This is a genomic window from Paraburkholderia phytofirmans OLGA172, from assembly GCF_001634365.1.
Classification (GTDB): Bacteria; Pseudomonadota; Gammaproteobacteria; order Burkholderiales; family Burkholderiaceae; genus Paraburkholderia.
In genome coordinates, this window is record NZ_CP014579.1 from 3,452,278 (window position 1) to 3,469,030 (window position 16,753).

A 16,753-nucleotide genomic window follows, 5' to 3' on the forward strand; every position below is an offset into this window, starting at 1 on the left:
AGACTTGCTGGAGGGGAGCATGAAAAACACAAACAAGCAGTCTCGGCGTCGCCAGGTCGAGAAATGGTTACCTGCGGCTGAGCGCTTTCTCTGTCTCGGCGATTTTCTGCGGCGGCTGAAAGGCCTTGACCTACGTGTCGTCCCCCGGCCTCTTTCGCTGAACGCGCGTGACCACTACATATCGAACGACCGCTCGAATCGCCAGGACCAGCAAGGCCATCACAATCACGATTGCGAACGGGAAGCCGAGCAGATAGAGCTGATTGGAAGCAATGTCTTTCATCACATGACTGCCAGGTTGAGGAAGGTCAAAAACACAGCGAATCCGTAGACGAGTTGCGCTACCTCCTTGATGTTATGCGTACAGCACTTGTTTTTATGTGTTAGCCGGTTTAGCAATTTCAGTGGGGAAGCTAGAACAAGCTGACGTCAGGTCTTAACCGCACTTCTGTTCGCGTCGTTCGAATGTTGTAAGAATGCGGTAGGTCCATGGCTTTCATGCCTGACGCGAAGACCCACTTTCCTGAACTAGCCGGTCGGGACCTTGGGACAAAATCGGACACCCACTCACCGAAGCCCCGCAATCGTGGCATTGCAAGGTATAGCGCACGGCCGCTAGCCGTCGATTCCAATTCCAAAAACCTCGCGGACGATGGCCTCGATTCGCTGCAGGACGGCGTCTGGCAGATACCCGAATCGCTCATACTTGTCGGCAGGTAGCCGTCCGTCATTTGCGCGAATTAGGCGAATGAGACCTGATACGTCGTACTGCGGGATGTCAAATTCCGCATCAATCCGTTGTATCGCACGTTCGTAAGCGTCGGGGCTCATGGAGCATCCCTCCTCTGTTTGCGCAAACTGTCGTAGTGACGAGAAACGCGCGCAGCACCATTTCATCACTTTCGGGACGCAACAGTTTCCTGTCGTCTTAATGACGCCACGGTCTCGGGTGATGGTGCGCTCGCGTTCGTAGGTCACGAGCTTCGGCCCAGTTCCTGTCCTTTGCAACAGTATTGGTCATTTGCAGGCCGCCAGAACTCGAAATCACATAAGCAAGAGGAAATCGTCTCCCCTTCGAAATGAGGCTACTGCTCCTGCTGCTCACGCAGCCAAGATTCAATCCGCGAACGCGCATCGGGCGAACTAACGCCGCTTTCGGGGGAGAGATGAACGAAATGTTCGGCGTAACCAGCCGGCACTCCCCATGCCCTGTCGTCGAGCGCGAGCCAGGTCTTCACTCCGTGAGACCAAACGTGGCGTAGGATTTTGGATACGCGGTCGGTGCCGTCCCGCACCTCGCCCATCCTCGACCTGATTCTCATAGTGTCGTCAACCACTCGGCAACGTAGGGCTTCGGGAAGGTGCGAAACAACACCGTTACGGCCTATAAGCAGCAGCCAGGACGTGGTCAGTACAATCTGAACGCGCTGGTGCGGTGCAAGCAGTTCAACGAGCACCGGGGCGAATTCGAACAACTCCCGCCTGCTCTCAAGTGCGACGAGCCCGGCGTCATCGATGACCGCAGAACCGGCGTGCAGCGTACCGTCTATATCTAGGTAGAGGGTCGGCGCTCGCGCGTCGAAAACGAGTTGAATCCTAGTCACTGGGCCTTAGGTATCGGTGACGAATGCTGGGTACCGGTCGTAGATGGGGCCGCCGATGGTTCGGTGACGTTGTTCGCGTCAACATCCGATGCTGGATAGTATTCTCGCGTTACGTCAGCAAACTCTTTGATTCCGTCGCGCTTGCAAACAAACTCCCACACGTATTCCGCATCGGCGTTATAGCCGGGCGGACCCTGTAATAGATACACACGCCCGGAGCGCGTGGTGGCTACCATTCGTTCTCTATCGAACTCAGTCAGTGCGGAACTGACCCGGCCGTCAAAGTCATCGAGACGCGCTCCAACCAGACGGTCCGTCCCATTGTCTGCACGCAATACTCGCCAACGAATCAGGACAATGTCGTGCTCTTCCGTCAGCGGCTTCACCTTTCCGATGCTCATATAGCTGCTCCTTTACTTCTGTTCGTTGATTCGGATAACAACGAATATTCTTGTAGCCAAAGTCATCTACATCGTAGTGCTTACGTTACAATTTCAATTCGCCCGCCGGAACGCCACGCACGCTCGCCGCGCCTCCTGTAATTTCTGGGGTATCATCCTTCACAGACGCAGTAGGACTTCGCGAAAGATGCTCCAAATATGTGCGTCCCTTCCGCACGATATAGGCTCTATGTCCATGCGTGGTGCGTCCTCCCTCATGACGCTGGTGTAGACCAGACCGTCTTTGAGAACAACGTCAAACCGCATGATTGTGATTGCCTCCGTAGGACGTGCACGGCGGCCGACCCGAATGACAATGGTCATCGCTGTCATCGGGGCCCGCCTTTCTTGAGGCGTTGTTGCACCTCCATCATTCGGCGCCTCAAGACGCTTCAACATCGATGCGATTACTTCCCTCAAAAGGGTCCCGTCGCCCGCTCCAGATGTCTCGGCGAAACACTCTCCCAATAGCACCGACGGTTCGCCGAGGACATCAGAGTGTGCGTTCATCTCCTGGCGGTATGCCGTAGCGGTCCATTTCCATGCTTCGCCGATGCCTGCGCCGGTGACTTGAGCTTTCATGATGAACATCTATCAGATTTGCCAGTCACGCCAGTTCACATCACCAACATGCTGGCTAGCGACGATGGCGAGTGCCAGCCGGTAAATCCAGTCCAAATTCCCCGCAGGATGACAGTCCCAATTCGTCCTCGTGGTGAGCTCGAAACGCGCGTTATCGTCTAGCCGCCATCGCAACGTGCCGTCTGCTGCATTCGCCGGCTCTGCCCCGCCAATTCGCGCTATCAGCGACGAGTCAGGCATTAGCACTAACTCGTATTCGCCGTCTCGGGCATACCAACCGTCGAGATTCGAGGTATGTCCTGTGGTGATAGATTGCGAGCCATCAGGCTCGGGACGCCTGCCGCGTGTGTCGTGGCGACGCGCCGGCCATCCGAAATAACCGCATTTAACCTCTCTTGCCACGAGCGACTTCACCGCATCCTCGAAGTTCATCAAGAAGATACCGAGACCAAGTCCCCGCTCCTCGTCGGGATGCACGCTGCCGCCGATTACCGCAACCAACTCTTCGTCTTGCCATACCTTCCATATCCCAACGTCCGGGTCGTATAGCGCCGCGAACTCGTCGCCAGCGCTGTTTTCCATTTGTATCTCGGCGAGGTAAGTGTTTTCTTCCCACCAGTAGCGAAACTGCGTTGCAAACATCCGTTACCGTCGAACCCGCATGGATTGCCCTCCGGTTCAGCGCAGCCCGGAACCGTAGAACGCTGCGCAGATAACGTTTGGGCCAGTAATTTGTACACATCGCAGAACCCTAGAGGTCTGCGCCCTCTGACATTTCTGCGGCGAACAGCAAGTCGAACTGTGCGTCTCAATTAGGCGTATCGCTGAAGTAGCCGGCCCGGGAGCGACGTCGTTGCGTTTCCTCGGTATCGCGCCCACCGCACGCATCACAAAGCCCATTGTATAGTTTATAGAGTGCTATTTACAAGAGTGCTATTTCTTTATATCTAGAAAAAACTATCGTGGTGGGGAATGCTTGCGCGGCTATGCAAAAGCAACCATCCGCTGCAGCTACCCAGCTCGCCCAACGACTAAGAGCTTTACGAGACCTGCGAGACATGACGCAAGATGCATTGGCGAGGATGTCAAGCGTGTCGCGCCCGTCTATAACGGCCATGGAACGCGGCAAGTCAAATCCCCGATTCGCTACGTTGGACCAGGTCGCCCGGGTGCTAGATGTCGACATACTCGAATTGATTACAAGCGGGTTACCCGCGAGCGCGAGCGCCGACAATCGCCCCTCACTTGAGCGAATTGCACGGAATGTAAACAAGGTTAGGGCCGCCCTTGGTGTAAGCCAGGAAACGCTGTCCGTACAGTCGAGGCACTTCCGGACTTACGTCGGGAACTTGGAGAGGCAGGTAGTCAATCCGAGCCTTTCCGATGTTGAAGCAATCGCATTCGCGCTTGGGGTTGGAATTGAAACATTGCTACAGCCACTTGAACCGGGTGAGCTCGAAGTAGACATGCAGAGGCTCGTCCGCAAAACTCGGAAAGAAACCTAGCGTACAGCGCCGCGCCGGCACCAATATCCGGACCGACGGCACTTCGGTGGCCAACGCCCATAAAGCGAGTTAAGTCGAGAACGAAGTAGGGAGAACCAACGGACACGTGAGCGGAACGGATAACGGCTGTGGACATCCGCACCGAAAACAGAACTAGGCGGACACATCAGCATGGACATCCAGACGACAGCCTAATCGCTATATAGAACAATCACTTACGGCTACGTCCATAACTGGTTACTCGAGGGCGGTAGGTGTGCGCGCCGACCAAGGTCATCAGTGTGGTGAATGCCTAGAAGAGCCTTGGCGCCCAATTGGACGCGGGACGCGAACCCGTGTGATTGCGCGGGAGGTTGTGAGCGGAGACCTGCACCAGAACATATTGCGGGCAAGTTGCTATGCGAATCCCAAGGTACATCGTGAAGAAGTGCCCGAACTATTTGCGCTAAGGCGGGCGCGTTGTGTCGCGCTGTTTTGTCGGAACCGTCCTCTCAAAGCGCCTGAGGAACCACCACTGGACGCCGGCTCGGACCGGGGCCGACGTGTCGAAGCGCGTAACTCCCAGTGCACTCTAAACCCTATGAGTCTTCTCCGGTCGACTTCCGACGCGTTCTCCGAATCGGTATCACCTTTTCGGCAGTAAGCTTATTCAGCTTCTTCTTCGCCTCAAATAACTCGTGTAACAGGGAGACCTCCCTCGCCAGCGAGGCATCAAGCGCCAGCCGTAACTGCCTGATTTCATCCTTTTTCTTCGATAGCGCTTCTTGCTTCTCCTTCGCCGGTTTCGATTGTTCGCCTGCTGCCTCGTCGATGGCCAGAATCAAATCCGCGAATATCGCTCGCGACTTTTTTATGCTCCCTTTCGCGCGCCCCGCCTCAACAGAGACCGCGTCGTTTGTTATGCGGGTTCCTTTATTGACTATCGTCGACTTCCCTGACTTCAGCCTATCAAGTGCAGTGAAATAATCCTCAAGTGGGCCTTTGCCGTCAGTCACGCATCTCTCCTTCACCACCTCTCTTCCGATGATTCCTCGCGAACTCCCTTTTTACTACTTTGTCCCGAGCGCTCACCAGAACTTCAAGGTCGGCCTTCTCCATCCTGTACCCCGGGGATGTCGGGTCAAGCGCATCGACCAAGTTCGACTGCGCGACAATGACCCGCTCCAATTTGGGCAGGCGTCCGACAAGATTTTTGCAACCGTTCACGCATTCCACGTTCAACCAGCTCAGCGGCAGCTTGTCGCACTTCTCAGTGCTCGTGCATCCGCCGATGCTCGTCTCACGATATGCCAGCTCACCTTTTTTGAAGCGCCTCATCGTGCGCTCTCTATTGAACACTACGACACCATCGTTGTCCTTCAACCGGTGTTCAATCCAGTTGCCGTGAGCTCCAAACAATACCTCATCACCAAGCAGAACATTTTTTATATAGCTTAGTGCAGCCGACGCCGGCTGAGTCGACTGCCATTCTCGGCCGAAATGCGCTTTATAGTCACCTATGAAATTTTCTGCAAAGACCGACCCACGAGCGTAGTAACGAGACATCTCTTCCGTTATGTGTTGAAGCTGTCGGCGAAGTGATGGAAGAGAAACCAAGCCAGAGCGCTGTGCATACAAGGCGAGCGAACGCCTAAGTTGATGACTTGTCAGTTTCCAGGGTGTACCGACAACGAAATTCTCTTCGGTGCGCCACGCTCGATGTGGGTCGATGTGCTCAAGCTCAAGCAGGTCAGCTTCCGTAATTAACGGCTGCAGGCTCGAACGCAAACGTGGCATTTCGCTCAGGCCAAGAACGCTAGTCACGAGACCGTTACCGTCGGATTTTGGTAGCCGCCCCCCGAAGCCAAGATGCGATATGGCTGGCATTAGCGGTGCGGCACCTGGCGATATCGCTTCTTCTGCGTCGCCTACGACGACCGCATGCACGATGGACGCGATTTTTTGCGCTATCTCGATGGCACTAGCCCCGACGTTGCCGGTTACCCAACTCGCCTTCTTTGGCGTGCCCCCTGTAAGCTTGGAGGTAATTCCGTTTATTATGTAGTGAAGGCGCCCATTTTTCTTCGATGTCTCGAGGCAATCGCACGTGAGCGCTGAAACCTCTTCGTTGCGCATACCACTGTATGCATGAATTGCAAGGCGAGCCACCGTCTGCATGGTATGGAGCCAGTTGGAAATGCCTTTAACGTCGGCGGAAATGTCGTTAGAGTGAAAATACTCCTTGAGACCGTATTCATTAAGAAGTTCCGGCATGGTGAACATGTAGGCTTCCCCCAGTTCTTTACCCTTGCCATTTTGCAACCCCTTACTTCGTCCCAGTCTCGGGTCGGCGTAGCACTTCCTAGTCAGGTCTAGGAACCGGTCCAACACCGCATTGAAGTCTTCCAGCTTTTGGCGGAGCGTCGACAGGATATGCGTATAGATTCTGGTAGGAATCGGTGGAACCTGCTTCAGAGAATCCCCGTACTGCCCAAGAATCACCCTTAGCGATTGCTGCACCTTGTCACCCGCGACGCGGTAACCTACTTCTTCAAGCCCTAAGGTCGCCAAGTCCTCGAGAAGTCCCGGGAGGCCTAGCAACGCTCCGGGACTAGTGTCGGACGAGAACTCCAAAACTTCACCTTCATCGGTAAGGAAGTCTTGGATTGTCCGCTCGCGACTTTCGCATCGTCGCGCTATGGCGCGAAGCAAGCCGACACGCTGTTTAAGCGTTCGATATGAGAACGGTGGACCGTCCCTCCTCCAAATAACAAGATAGAGTAGGAACTTCATTTCACGCACGAGTCCGGCCCGAGCGGTGGTCTCCGGGTCTTTCTTTCGCCAGAACGCGAAATTCAAGGGGCTGCTTCGCCCCCTGTCCGCATATGTGGTCCAGTCCCAAATCATATTCTCGTACCTAGAGGCGACCGTGCCGTCACCACGTCGGCTCACGACGGTGTCGTCGGCAGGAGGTTGGCCTATGGCAGAGGCGCCTACCAGGGGGACTGACGATATCAGTTGCGAAAGGCTTTCGGTACTTGAGTTCATGAAACTAACTCGAGGATGATTAACATTTCCAGCTTTCTGGCCCAATAGGCGTCGAGTTCGCCATTTTCAACTTCCAGCGTCACTGCACCGACAAGACCCGGGCTCAACCTATCAATCTCCGCAAGCAGGTCCTCGATGCGTTTGAAAATCGGCGAAAAAATGGACGAAAACTGTTCTTCATCGTGGGTCGTCGCTGTCCGCTGGATGACATACCGGCAACTGACTAGTTTCCTCGTGTCATCTTCGTCCGCGTGTACCCTGAACTTGTTGCAGAAGAAGCAGCCCTCGTTACTTAGGCAATCCGGTACGACGGCCGCTTGCTCGCTTTGAGTCGGGGCACCAAAATCTGAGCACAGTCCGACCGGGCGCGCGACTCCGTTCTGAACCTCACATCCCTTGGCAATCACCGCAGTTTGGATGCTATCGAAAAATGCCCCTAGCTCTTCCATCTGGACAATCGGCGAGCCTTCCGCGTAGCTATTGCGTACGGTTGACTCTGTATTTTGCAGAATCACAGACGCAGTCTCCGTGTCAACGCCACGGCGAAGCATCCAGTCGCCGCCTCCAGCGCGCCATTTCCGCGATTTAATGTTGGGTACGTTTGGGTCGATTCGCCTCAAGCTAGCCGCAATGTGGTCCTGTGTCTTCGCTTGCAACGGTTCGAACTTTCCCGTTTGGCCGTCGCAAATCATAAAAAGATACTCGTACTCACTTCCGTTCAACAGATATTCACGCAGCTTGAGAAATTTTCGGAGTTCCGGAAGAAAAACCGTCTGTATTTCGAACGTGACAACTTTCCCTCCTGCTCGGGCCTTCACCGCCCGGAAGCCCTGACGTTCCGCGCCTACTTCGTAGTCGGCTCCCCAAGGTAGTTCTCGGACCTGTGCCCAGTTCATGTTGGTCCGCGAGAGGAACATCACCACAAATGCTTGATGGGCCCGCAACGCGGCGGCGACGCGATATGCGCTGCGCTCGTTGACGTTCGCGTCGTTGATAGCGGCGTGGGCGTGCGAGACAGCAATCGCCGCCGCGTTTAACCGGTCCGAGGGATAATCTTGGGAATAGTAATGCGCAATTTCCGCTGGTTCTGCAATCGTACCGGTCCCGTAGTCGAAGGCCCAATAGCCCAGTGTCAGGCTTTCACGAACTGCAAGCTGATGTGGAGGCATGCACCACTTTCGAGACGGAAAAATCCACATACTGTCATCAGCAGCGCCAAGGCTCCGTGGGACTGCCAGCGGATAGGGATAAGGCTTGAAATCTAGGCACAGAGACGTCAGACCATCAAAGAGTGCCTGACAGAGCGCAAGCATTTTGCCTTGGTCCTCTTCGCTGGGTGGAACCGTTGGCTGCGCGGCCCGTTTCCTCGAGCGAGGAAGACGCACTCCGTGATGAATGTCGTCGATATCGTAAAGCTGTGCCAAAACCTCGCGCAATGTGCTGACTCGCACACCGGCCGTCTTTTCTGTCATTCTCTGCGCGGCCACCTCTTCCCAGAGATGGGACACGAAACTCCGAAATCCTAGCCTGAGTGTCGGCCGATTTGTCAGCACATCGGAGAATCCGCTCTCGTTTGCCCAAAACAAAAACCGCACGAATGTTCTCGCCGCTAAAGCTACCGTAAGCGGACTGTAGGCGCTATGGCTAATCTCGCGAGAAAAGAAAATGATGGCAGCGCGCATTGGCGCGACTCTTTCTGGGCGAAACGTTGATGCATCCACGAGGCGCTCAGAACGTGGACGATTTAGGCCTCTCTGGGCGCTAGCGACCTCCGTTACAGAGGAGTAGCAAAACGCGCCGAAATCAATGGTTTCGCCTTTCTTGAATTGCAATATTGCGCGCTCTGGGTGTTCGACAAACCCGTCGGCTATCAACGGCAATTGCAGGATTTCAATATTGCGCCGGGCATAGTTCACAGCAAACCCGCCATTGCTTTTTCGGTTAGCGTTTTCAGATGGCTTTCCTGTTGAACTTTAACCTCACGCACCATCTTTAGATTGCGTCGATATTGAAGGTATCCGTCTGTGGTCGCAGTTGAGTCGTGTCCCATACGGACCGCAACGAACTTCCGCGCATCCTGCAGCGTAATTTCTCCCTCAGTGACAAGCTTCATCTGTGCGTCCGTCCAGTTCATGCCAGCGGTTGCCCGTGTATCATGAAATCTATAGTGATAGTGGGCGACGTTGTACTTCTCGCGAATAAAGGGTAGTACGCGGTCACGAATAAACTGTCTGACCGCCTGCCCAGCCTTCATGTGGCGCAGGTCGTTTTCGTCATCAAACTGTATCGCTTCTTCCTTGCTTCGATAGAACGGGGCGCCGCGCTCGCTGAGAAATAGATACTGGTCTTCCGCGTCACCCCCCTTAGCCTTGCTTCTCCGCCGGGTCGCCCGCTCGCTCATTGCGTATGTACTCAACATCGAATAGAACCAACGTGGAACATGAAGCACCATCTGTTTATCGTTCTTCGTGTCTATTCCTGTACCTGCACCAACCGGCATTCGTATTTCGCCGCTTGCATCACTACCCTCTTGCATCAATACATGCCGCACTCGAATAGTAAGGACAGTCTGAATCCGCGCCCCGGTCACGAGAGCGAAAATGTGAATTAACACCATCTCGATATTGCCGATGGATACCAACGCATCCACCAACCATTCCTGTTCCTCGAGAGGTAGCGGCCTGAGCTTTCCACCGTCATCAATATATCCATCAAACGAGTCGCGTTGCTTTGGGGCGCTGATAGACACGTCCGTTTTTGAAACCTTTTTGAGGCGACGAAAGCCCCGGGCGTCGGAGATGTTTATGTAAACATCTCGCTCTTTCCACGCGGGGAAGGCGGGCTCGAATACCTCTTCCGTTATTAGCCATCGATAGAAGCTGACGACGGTACCCATCCTGCGACGCGCCGTCGAGGCTGAAAGCTCTTCGCTTTTTACGCAAAACGTGAGATGCCCACTGAATCTATAAGTAGGCCGCATTTGCTTAAGAGACGGAAATTCCAGCCAGTCGATTTTCTCTTCGTCCAGAAAGCGGCGGTACGAGGCCAAATCGTCGCCGATTCCCATAAATGTGGTCGCCAACGGATTCAAAGTGCCCTGCATACGAGCAAGGAGATAAACCTCCGCCTCAGCCCAAGGCACACCGTGTCGGTCGAGGACGATTGGAAACAGATTGAAGCGATGCTTAACCCAGCGGGGCTTTCCGTCGCGCCGGATACCGCCGACAGGAACCATCGTCGGCCTCACAAAATACGACTCCGACGTTGCCGAAACCTCATACGCATCGGGGTCGCCCGCATGGGAAACCTCGGTCAGCGTAAATTGAGGTAGAAGAATCCGCCTCGCGAGCCCTGCAACAGTCCCTCGATTCATGAAGTTCGTCCTCCCTGCAAGTTGCGACTTCTGTCCATTATTACAACACTTGAGATTGTTGGCAACATTGCGCATACTTATGCGTAAATCTCAAAGATCAGCGACCGGGAGGACTGAAAGGTGTTTAAACCCTATTCCAACGATGACGACGTGCTCAACATCCAGGGCGATGCACTCACCGTCAGCAACGGCACCACGCGCGTGGTGCTGAACGGAACGCTGGAGCTGACTCGGGACCAGCGCGGCCTGAAGGCTGCGCTGGCGCTGAAGGAAGCGATCGATGCGGTGGTGGCTGCGCTGCAGGCGCAGGCCAGTCTGCCGGCACAGGTGAAGGACGAGCCCGATGCGAAACCGGGCATTGTGCAGAATCCGTTTCAATAGCGCGCTCACGGAGCATGACGTTAGGCTGTTGCTGGTGTAACGGCCGAGACCGCCCCCGCCGGCGTGGCGGGTCTGAGATCCAGCGCATTTGCCGTCAGTACGACGTGCTGTTGTGCGCGGACGAAGTGATTGGGGGTTTCGGGCGCACCGGCGAGTGGTTCGCGCATCGGCACTTCGGCTTCGAACCAGATATGATCTGTATTACTAAGGGTCTGACGTCGAATTACGTGCCGATGGGCGGTCTGATGATGTGCCGGCTGATCGGCGCCGGCGGATTCAGGACCCCGATATGTATCCGCCGTTACGTTTTGTCACCAGAGCACCGTCAACTGCTGTCCTCCGGCCAACGTTAAACCGGCAGCGCTGAAATATTTCAGCCGCTGCACAAAGAACAACCGGTTTAACCAGGAGTTACATCATGAAGACGCTTTTCGCTGCTCTCGCTTCCGCTCTCGTCGTGTCGACCGCATTCGCACAAACCGCCGCGCCGGCGGCCGCGCAACCCGCACAAACGCAGCCCGCCGGCCAAGCGAATCTGAAGGCGAGCACCGCCGCGCAAACCGGCGCCGCCGACAATGGCACGGCGACGACGAATGCGCCGACTAAAGCTGCTACGAAAGCGCATGTGAAAAAGGCTTCCGCCACACACACGGCGAAGACGCACAAAGCCACCAAGAAGACTCCGGTCGACACAAGCGCAAGCAAGACCAAGACGGACAGCACGAAAGAGGCCAGCACTGCCCCGGTAAAAACCGACGGCGCAAAAACCGACACGACGAAAGCGCAATAACACGTGATCGGTTTTCGGCACGCACCGGCCAGGCATGCGTAGTTAATCGAAGCCGAACTGTGCCGTTCAGGGAGGGCGAGTCTAGTGACTCGCCTTTTTTTCGTCAGACACCCCAATTTTTGCACTGCGTTTACCCGTAGACGTCTAATCTCGAACTGTCTTGATCAACCATGGCGTCAACGAACGCCGCATCAAATGGCTCTCACGCAATCAATCGACAGCTTCGAAATGCAGCCGCTCAGCGCGCCGCCGGCCCAACGCAACAATGTGATTCCCTTCCCCGCGGCTCGCGCCCGCTTGCAGGTGACCCTGCCCCACCCTCCGCACGATCTTCCTGGCGCCCAGCTGCGCACCCTGCTTCATTCTCCGCTCGGCGTGTATGTGATCAGCACAGAGGCCGTGCGCGAAGAAGTACGCGTGCAACTCGACATTGCGCTCGACGACCTCGATTTCACCTTGCATACGCTGATCTCGACACTCCCCGCAGCACTGATCGGACCATTGAAGCGCCGCCAAGCCGTCCGCGATCAAAAGCCCTGCTGGCCTTCGATCATTCAATGACGGACGAAACACGCATGCCGATCACGCGCGCTTCGGCACAACTCGTCGAGCGCCTGAGCACCGCGCGCGACCGGTTGCAAGACCTGCGCGCCGAGTTTGCCGGGGTGATGAGCTAACGGGCTAAATCGAGCCGATCTTCGATCAATCCCGCGCTGGGTTCAGCTCAGCTAGCGCGTTGAGCTTTTGCGCATCGGCGATTTCGATTTCCGCATAGCCCAGCTTCAACGCACCCTGCGTTTCGAACTGCTTGAGCACCTGATTGATCGTCTGCCGCGACAAAGCCAGCATCATCGCCAGGTCCTCCTGCGGCACTTTGAGCACACGCCGCAGTGCGCCGGGTTCGCCGTAGCCGCCTGCCATCAACAACAAGCGGCGCGCCACGCGCTGCGCAGCCGGAAGCAAGGCGGCTTCTTCAATGGCATCGAACGCGAGGCGCAGCTTTTGCGTCAACAACAAACCGAAGACATGCCAATACTCGGGCGCGCGTTCGAGCAGCGCGGCAAGCGCGGCGCGCGGCACATGAAACAGCTCGGCATCGCGTTCGGCATACGCGTCATGGGTTCGCGGGCGGTTATCGAACAACGCGATCTCACCGAACCAGTTGACCGGCTCGATGACCGCAAGCAACGCTTCCTTGCCGGCCGAACTCGCCGCGCCAATTCGCACCAGACCGTCGAGCACGCAATAGAGGCCGTCGTCGGAATCGCCGCGCGTAAAGAGCCGTTCACCGGCCGTGAGGCGCTCGACACGCCCCGCCTGGATCAACTGCGCCTGCATGGCAGCGGGCGCCGAGCGAAACCACGCACTGCGCTCAAGCAGCGTGGCAAGCTCATTCGATGAAAAACTCACAGTCATAGGACGGCATCCGTGCCCGATTGTCGGCTACCCGATGGTTTCAAATTCGGCTGCCCGCGATTATGCTGACTTTGATCGAGGAGCGGCACCCATGAGAACGCTGACGCAACAGCTTACGCAATACGCGGCCTACCATCGTGACCGGCGCAATATCGCCACGCATTTCATCGGCATTCCGATGATCGTGCTGGCGCTGGCGGTGTTGTTGAGCCGGCCGGTTTTCGGCTTCGGTGCGCTGCCGTTTTCGTTGCCGTTTGCCTTATCGCCCGCGTGGGTGCTGTTCGCCGCGGCGAGCGTCTATTACCTCGTGCTCGACGTGCCGCTCGGGGTAATGATGACCGTGGTATCGGTGTTGTGCGTCGCGTGCGGACAGTGGCTCGCTGCGCAAGCTACGCTCACCTGGCTCGCCTCGGGCATCGGACTATTCGTGGTCGGCTGGGTGTTTCAGTTCATTGGCCACGTCGCATATGAACATCGCAAGCCGGCATTTGTCGACGATGTGATCGGCCTGCTGATCGGGCCGCTCTTCGTCCTCGCTGAAGCATTGTTCGGTTTCGGCTGGCGGCCGGCGCTGCGCGAAGCGATCGAGGCGCAGGTCGGCGCGACGCGCATCAATGCGGATCGCGCGGCGGCGCATCGCTGAAGCGAGGCTCAGCGCGTCGCAAAGCGAACGAGCCGCACGCTATGCAATGCCGTCAGCGCAACCGCAATCCAGATCGGAATATACGTGACCAATTGTGCGGCACTGAGCGTCTCGCCGAGCAACGTGATCGAGACAAACACGAGCAACACCGGTTCGACATACCCGAGGATGCCGAACAATGCGATCGGCAATAACCGGCTCGCCTTCAGATACGAAGCGAGCGCAATGGTGCTGAGCGCACCGAGCCCTGGCAACAGCAAGCACCACATGTCGATACGGTTGCCGATCGTCGCAAGCGACCCGCCGATGACGACAAACACCGCCGCCGCGGGCAGCAGCAGCGCCATTTCCACCGTGAACATAGCCAGCGAATCCTGGTTGATTTTGCGGCGCAGCACGAAATACGGTGGATAGCCGAGTGCGACGAGCAAGGTGGGCCATGAAAAGGCACCCGTCATCCACAGTTCATGCGCGACGCCCAAAGCGGCGCAGATAACAGCGAGCCACTGCAGACCGTCGAGACTCTCGTGATAGTAGAAGCGCCCCACCAGTACCATCACGAGCGGCAGCAGAAAATAGCCGAGCGAGACTTCAAGCATGCGCCCATGCAGCGGCGCCCATAGAAACACCCACAGCTGCGCGCCCAGCAAACCTGCGCTGACAACCATCGCCGCGCCGAGCTTCGGTTCCGTCACCATGCGGTAAAGAAGTTGCCGAAGAATAGGCAGGCGTTTGCGCAGCACGATCAGCAGAAGCGCCCCGGGGACGGTCCACACAACACGCCATGCGAAGATGTCGAGACCGCTCAGCGGCGCAAGCAGCTTGGCGTAAGCGGACAGTAAAGCAAACATCGCCGACGCGCCGAGTGACAACGCGATCCCGCGCTTTGGGTCATACTGGTTCATCGCGCGGCTCGTGGCTCAATCCCTTTGGCATGCGGTGCGGGGGCGCGAGCAGATGCAGATACAGGTGTGTGCGGCGCAGCATACGGCTGCACGCCTCGAATTGTTGTCATTAGAAGTGAAGTCTCACAAGCTGGCAGTGCGGCTGGTAGTGCGTATCAGGCGCTGCGTTTTTATCTTCGATAAGCGATGCAAGCGGGCATTCTAGACGGGTTCCCCGCCAACATGCTCGCTCATTCCTTGCAATTGGCAGCAATTTTTCCCGTGCGCATCGCGCGCCGATGCACTAGAACATAACTTCACGTGCGCCAGGCAAATCCGCAACTGCAACGCCGGCCATTTCCCGTGCAGTTGCTCAAGCGCGAATCTTGCTGCGAAGTCTGGCGACACCGTTTGCAACGTCATCTGGGAGATCCTGGATATCCGTCGCAACCGTCAACCGTCAACCGTCATTTGCAACCGTCATTTGCAACCGTCATTTGCAACCGTCTTCTGCAGCATCAATGAGCCGGGCTGGCAAAGGCAGTCCACGCGGACCGGGCCAGCCCTTCTTCCTCACGGCATGCATCAACTGCGTTTCGCCGCGCATGCCGCCGCCCGGCCAGCAATCCCGCTCATCGAATGTGACTACTGGAGCCAGCATGACCCAGCCAGCCCTCTCGCACGACGCATCGCCCGATCTGCTTCGCGCTACCTTCGCCGCCGACGTACGCGCCGGACTCACGCACACGCCGCAGAAAGAGCTGCCGTCGAAGTATCTGTATGACGAAGTAGGCTCCGCGCTGTTCGAAGTGATCACCGTGCTGCCCGAATACGGCGTGACACGCGCCGAGGAGCGGCTGCTCACGAAGCACGCGGCGGATATCGTCGCGCACCTGCCGCACGACGTGACCGTCGCCGAACTGGGCAGCGGCAGCGGCCGCAAAACGCGGCGCATTCTGGAAGCGCTGTGTAAAAAGCGCCCCACTTCTTACTTCCCGATTGAAATTTCGCGCAGCGCGCTGCAGTTGTGCAGGCGCGAACTCGGCGACATCGAGCGCATCTCGATCGTCGGCTATGAACGCGATTACCTGGCCGGACTGGCCGAGGTGAGCAAGAACCGCGCGGCGGACGAACGCTTACTCGTGCTGTTTCTTGGCAGTACGATCGGCAATTTCGGCCGACTCGCGGCGACGCGTTTTCTGCGCGATATCCGCAACATGCTGGCGCCCGGCGACGCGCTGCTGCTCGGCACGGATCTGATCAAGCCGACGCCGGTGCTCGTGGCCGCCTACGACGATGCGATCGGCGTGACCGCATCGTTCAATCTGAATCTGCTGGCGCGCGTCAATCGCGAACTCGACGGCGATTTTCCGCTCGATGCGTTCGAGCACGTCGCGCGCTTCAATCCGGACGCGCGCAGCATCGAGATGCATCTGCGCGCGAAACGCAATGTCACCGTACACGTGGGCGCCGCGCAATTGACGGTCTCGCTCAAAGCAGGCGAAACCATCTGGACCGAGAGCAGCCACAAATATCGCGCGGACGAGATGCCCGCGATCGCCGACGATGCCGGCTTCGTGTGCAGCCATCAGTGGGTCGAAGATGAATGGGGGTTCGCTGAGAGTTTGCTGGTGGCGCGCTAGGCGCTCAGTCGTGCCTCGGTGGCCTCGGTGGCCTCAGTGCTGCTCGAAGCGCTCGTAACGCTTTTCGGTCGCGCGCTCCTCGCCGGTCACTTCGGTCACGCGCGCCGCCGGCGGCCCGTGCCGCAGCCACGACAGCATCCGGTCGACCTGGTTGGCCGAGCCCTGCAACATGGCTTCGACGGAGCCGTCGTCGAGATTCGCCACCCATCCCTTGATACCGAGCGCGTGGGCCTGCCGCACAGTGGCGTGGCGAAAGCCCACGCCCTGTACGGTCCCGCGCACCCGCACGTAATACGTTTCGATCCGCTGATCCAGATCCGGGGCCATGCCGTCCTCTCCTGTGTCCCATGCAACGCAAATCTTTCAAGCCGGCATTCTAGTCGCGTCGCGACGAGAATGCTCGGCGATGTCTCAGTTCGCCTGCGCGTCCAGGCCGCCCGGCGCGACACGCGGCCCGCGCGACAC

Annotated in this window: 19 protein-coding genes and 1 pseudogene; 8 read left to right on the forward strand and 12 right to left on the reverse strand. The window is 57.2% G+C overall.

The window, feature by feature from the left end; all coding sequences use genetic code 11:
- Positions 1-19 precede the first annotated feature (19 nt).
- On the forward strand, positions 20-331 hold the full coding sequence (locus AYM40_RS41065) for a hypothetical protein (RefSeq protein WP_148662402.1): 312 nt from the start codon (positions 20-22) through the stop codon (positions 329-331).
- A 284-nt stretch (positions 332-615) separates the two neighbouring features.
- Here the strand turns inward: AYM40_RS41065 and AYM40_RS35335 are convergent, their stop codons facing one another.
- The 5 genes from AYM40_RS35335 to AYM40_RS35355 form a co-directional block, all read right to left on the reverse strand.
- The gene (locus AYM40_RS35335) at positions 616-831 is read right to left on the reverse strand and encodes a hypothetical protein (RefSeq protein ID WP_063500540.1); all 216 of its coding nucleotides are present in this window, start codon (positions 829-831) and stop codon (positions 616-618) included.
- A gap of 254 nt (positions 832-1,085) precedes the next feature.
- Positions 1,086-1,604, reverse strand: coding sequence for an HAD domain-containing protein (locus AYM40_RS35340; protein ID WP_063500541.1), 519 nt, complete (start codon positions 1,602-1,604; stop codon positions 1,086-1,088).
- Complete coding sequence (locus tag AYM40_RS35345; RefSeq protein ID WP_063500542.1) at positions 1,601-2,005, reverse strand: hypothetical protein; 405 nt, start codon at positions 2,003-2,005, stop codon at positions 1,601-1,603. The genes AYM40_RS35340 and AYM40_RS35345 overlap by 4 nt, the downstream gene beginning before the upstream one ends.
- A gap of 159 nt (positions 2,006-2,164) precedes the next feature.
- Positions 2,165-2,635 carry a hypothetical protein gene (locus AYM40_RS35350; protein WP_063500543.1) on the reverse strand — a complete coding sequence of 157 codons (471 nt, stop codon included), beginning with the start codon at positions 2,633-2,635 and terminating at the stop codon, positions 2,165-2,167.
- A gap of 3 nt (positions 2,636-2,638) precedes the next feature.
- Positions 2,639-3,268, reverse strand: a complete 630-nt coding sequence (locus tag AYM40_RS35355) for a hypothetical protein (protein WP_063500544.1) — start codon at positions 3,266-3,268, stop codon at positions 2,639-2,641.
- 344 nt (positions 3,269-3,612) lie between these two features.
- On the opposite strand from AYM40_RS35355, the gene AYM40_RS43950 reads away from it, so the two are divergent.
- Positions 3,613-4,131, forward strand: a complete 519-nt coding sequence (locus tag AYM40_RS43950; RefSeq protein ID WP_082855478.1) for a helix-turn-helix domain-containing protein — start codon at positions 3,613-3,615, stop codon at positions 4,129-4,131.
- Between the two features lie 578 nt (positions 4,132-4,709).
- Here the strand turns inward: AYM40_RS43950 and AYM40_RS35365 are convergent.
- From AYM40_RS35365 to AYM40_RS35380, 4 genes are all read right to left on the reverse strand, one after another.
- Positions 4,710-5,126, reverse strand: a complete 417-nt coding sequence (locus tag AYM40_RS35365; protein ID WP_063500545.1) for a hypothetical protein — start codon at positions 5,124-5,126, stop codon at positions 4,710-4,712.
- Positions 5,119-6,681 (reverse strand): integrase, encoded by a 1,563-nt coding sequence (locus tag AYM40_RS35370; RefSeq protein WP_148662405.1) that lies wholly within the window; start codon positions 6,679-6,681, stop codon positions 5,119-5,121. The genes AYM40_RS35365 and AYM40_RS35370 overlap by 8 nt, the downstream gene beginning before the upstream one ends.
- 473 nt (positions 6,682-7,154) lie before the next feature.
- Positions 7,155-9,074 (reverse strand): hypothetical protein, encoded by a 1,920-nt coding sequence (locus tag AYM40_RS35375; protein ID WP_063500546.1) that lies wholly within the window; start codon positions 9,072-9,074, stop codon positions 7,155-7,157.
- Positions 9,071-10,531: a hypothetical protein gene (locus AYM40_RS35380; protein WP_063500547.1), complete on the reverse strand. Its 1,461-nt coding sequence runs from the start codon at positions 10,529-10,531 to the stop codon at positions 9,071-9,073. The genes AYM40_RS35375 and AYM40_RS35380 overlap by 4 nt, the downstream gene beginning before the upstream one ends.
- A 120-nt stretch (positions 10,532-10,651) precedes the next feature.
- On the opposite strand from AYM40_RS35380, the gene AYM40_RS35385 reads away from it, so the two are divergent.
- The 4 genes and pseudogenes from AYM40_RS35385 to AYM40_RS35400 all read left to right on the forward strand — a co-directional run bounded on the left by AYM40_RS35385 (position 10,652) and on the right by AYM40_RS35400 (position 12,263).
- Positions 10,652-10,912 carry a hypothetical protein gene (locus tag AYM40_RS35385; protein WP_063500548.1) on the forward strand — a complete coding sequence of 87 codons (261 nt, stop codon included), beginning with the start codon at positions 10,652-10,654 and terminating at the stop codon, positions 10,910-10,912.
- Positions 10,913-10,986: 74 nt separating this feature from the next.
- A pseudogene (locus AYM40_RS39655) lies at positions 10,987-11,157 on the forward strand (aminotransferase class III-fold pyridoxal phosphate-dependent enzyme); the annotation flags it as partial.
- A gap of 173 nt (positions 11,158-11,330) precedes the next feature.
- The gene (locus AYM40_RS35395; RefSeq protein WP_063500550.1) at positions 11,331-11,702 is read left to right on the forward strand and encodes a hypothetical protein; all 372 of its coding nucleotides are present in this window, start codon (positions 11,331-11,333) and stop codon (positions 11,700-11,702) included.
- Between the two features lie 195 nt (positions 11,703-11,897).
- The gene (locus tag AYM40_RS35400; RefSeq protein WP_063500551.1) at positions 11,898-12,263 is read left to right on the forward strand and encodes a hypothetical protein; all 366 of its coding nucleotides are present in this window, start codon (positions 11,898-11,900) and stop codon (positions 12,261-12,263) included.
- A gap of 141 nt (positions 12,264-12,404) precedes the next feature.
- On the opposite strand, the gene AYM40_RS35405 is transcribed toward AYM40_RS35400, so the two are convergent.
- Positions 12,405-13,118, reverse strand: a complete 714-nt coding sequence (locus AYM40_RS35405; protein WP_063500552.1) for a Crp/Fnr family transcriptional regulator — start codon at positions 13,116-13,118, stop codon at positions 12,405-12,407.
- A gap of 91 nt (positions 13,119-13,209) precedes the next feature.
- On the opposite strand from AYM40_RS35405, the gene AYM40_RS35410 reads away from it, so the two are divergent.
- Positions 13,210-13,761 carry a DUF962 domain-containing protein gene (locus tag AYM40_RS35410; RefSeq protein WP_063500553.1) on the forward strand — a complete coding sequence of 184 codons (552 nt, stop codon included), beginning with the start codon at positions 13,210-13,212 and terminating at the stop codon, positions 13,759-13,761.
- Between the two features lie 8 nt (positions 13,762-13,769).
- On the opposite strand, the gene rarD is transcribed toward AYM40_RS35410, so the two are convergent.
- Positions 13,770-14,666 (reverse strand): EamA family transporter RarD, encoded by an 897-nt coding sequence (rarD, locus tag AYM40_RS35415; RefSeq protein ID WP_063500554.1) that lies wholly within the window; start codon positions 14,664-14,666, stop codon positions 13,770-13,772.
- A 638-nt stretch (positions 14,667-15,304) separates the two neighbouring features.
- Between rarD and egtD the strand changes: the two genes are divergently transcribed.
- Positions 15,305-16,288, forward strand: a complete 984-nt coding sequence (egtD, locus tag AYM40_RS35420; RefSeq protein WP_063500555.1) for an L-histidine N(alpha)-methyltransferase — start codon at positions 15,305-15,307, stop codon at positions 16,286-16,288.
- A gap of 33 nt (positions 16,289-16,321) precedes the next feature.
- Here the strand turns inward: egtD and AYM40_RS35425 are convergent, their stop codons facing one another.
- Complete coding sequence (locus AYM40_RS35425) at positions 16,322-16,615, reverse strand: acylphosphatase (RefSeq protein ID WP_063500556.1); 294 nt, start codon at positions 16,613-16,615, stop codon at positions 16,322-16,324.
- Positions 16,616-16,753: the final 138 nt, after the last annotated feature.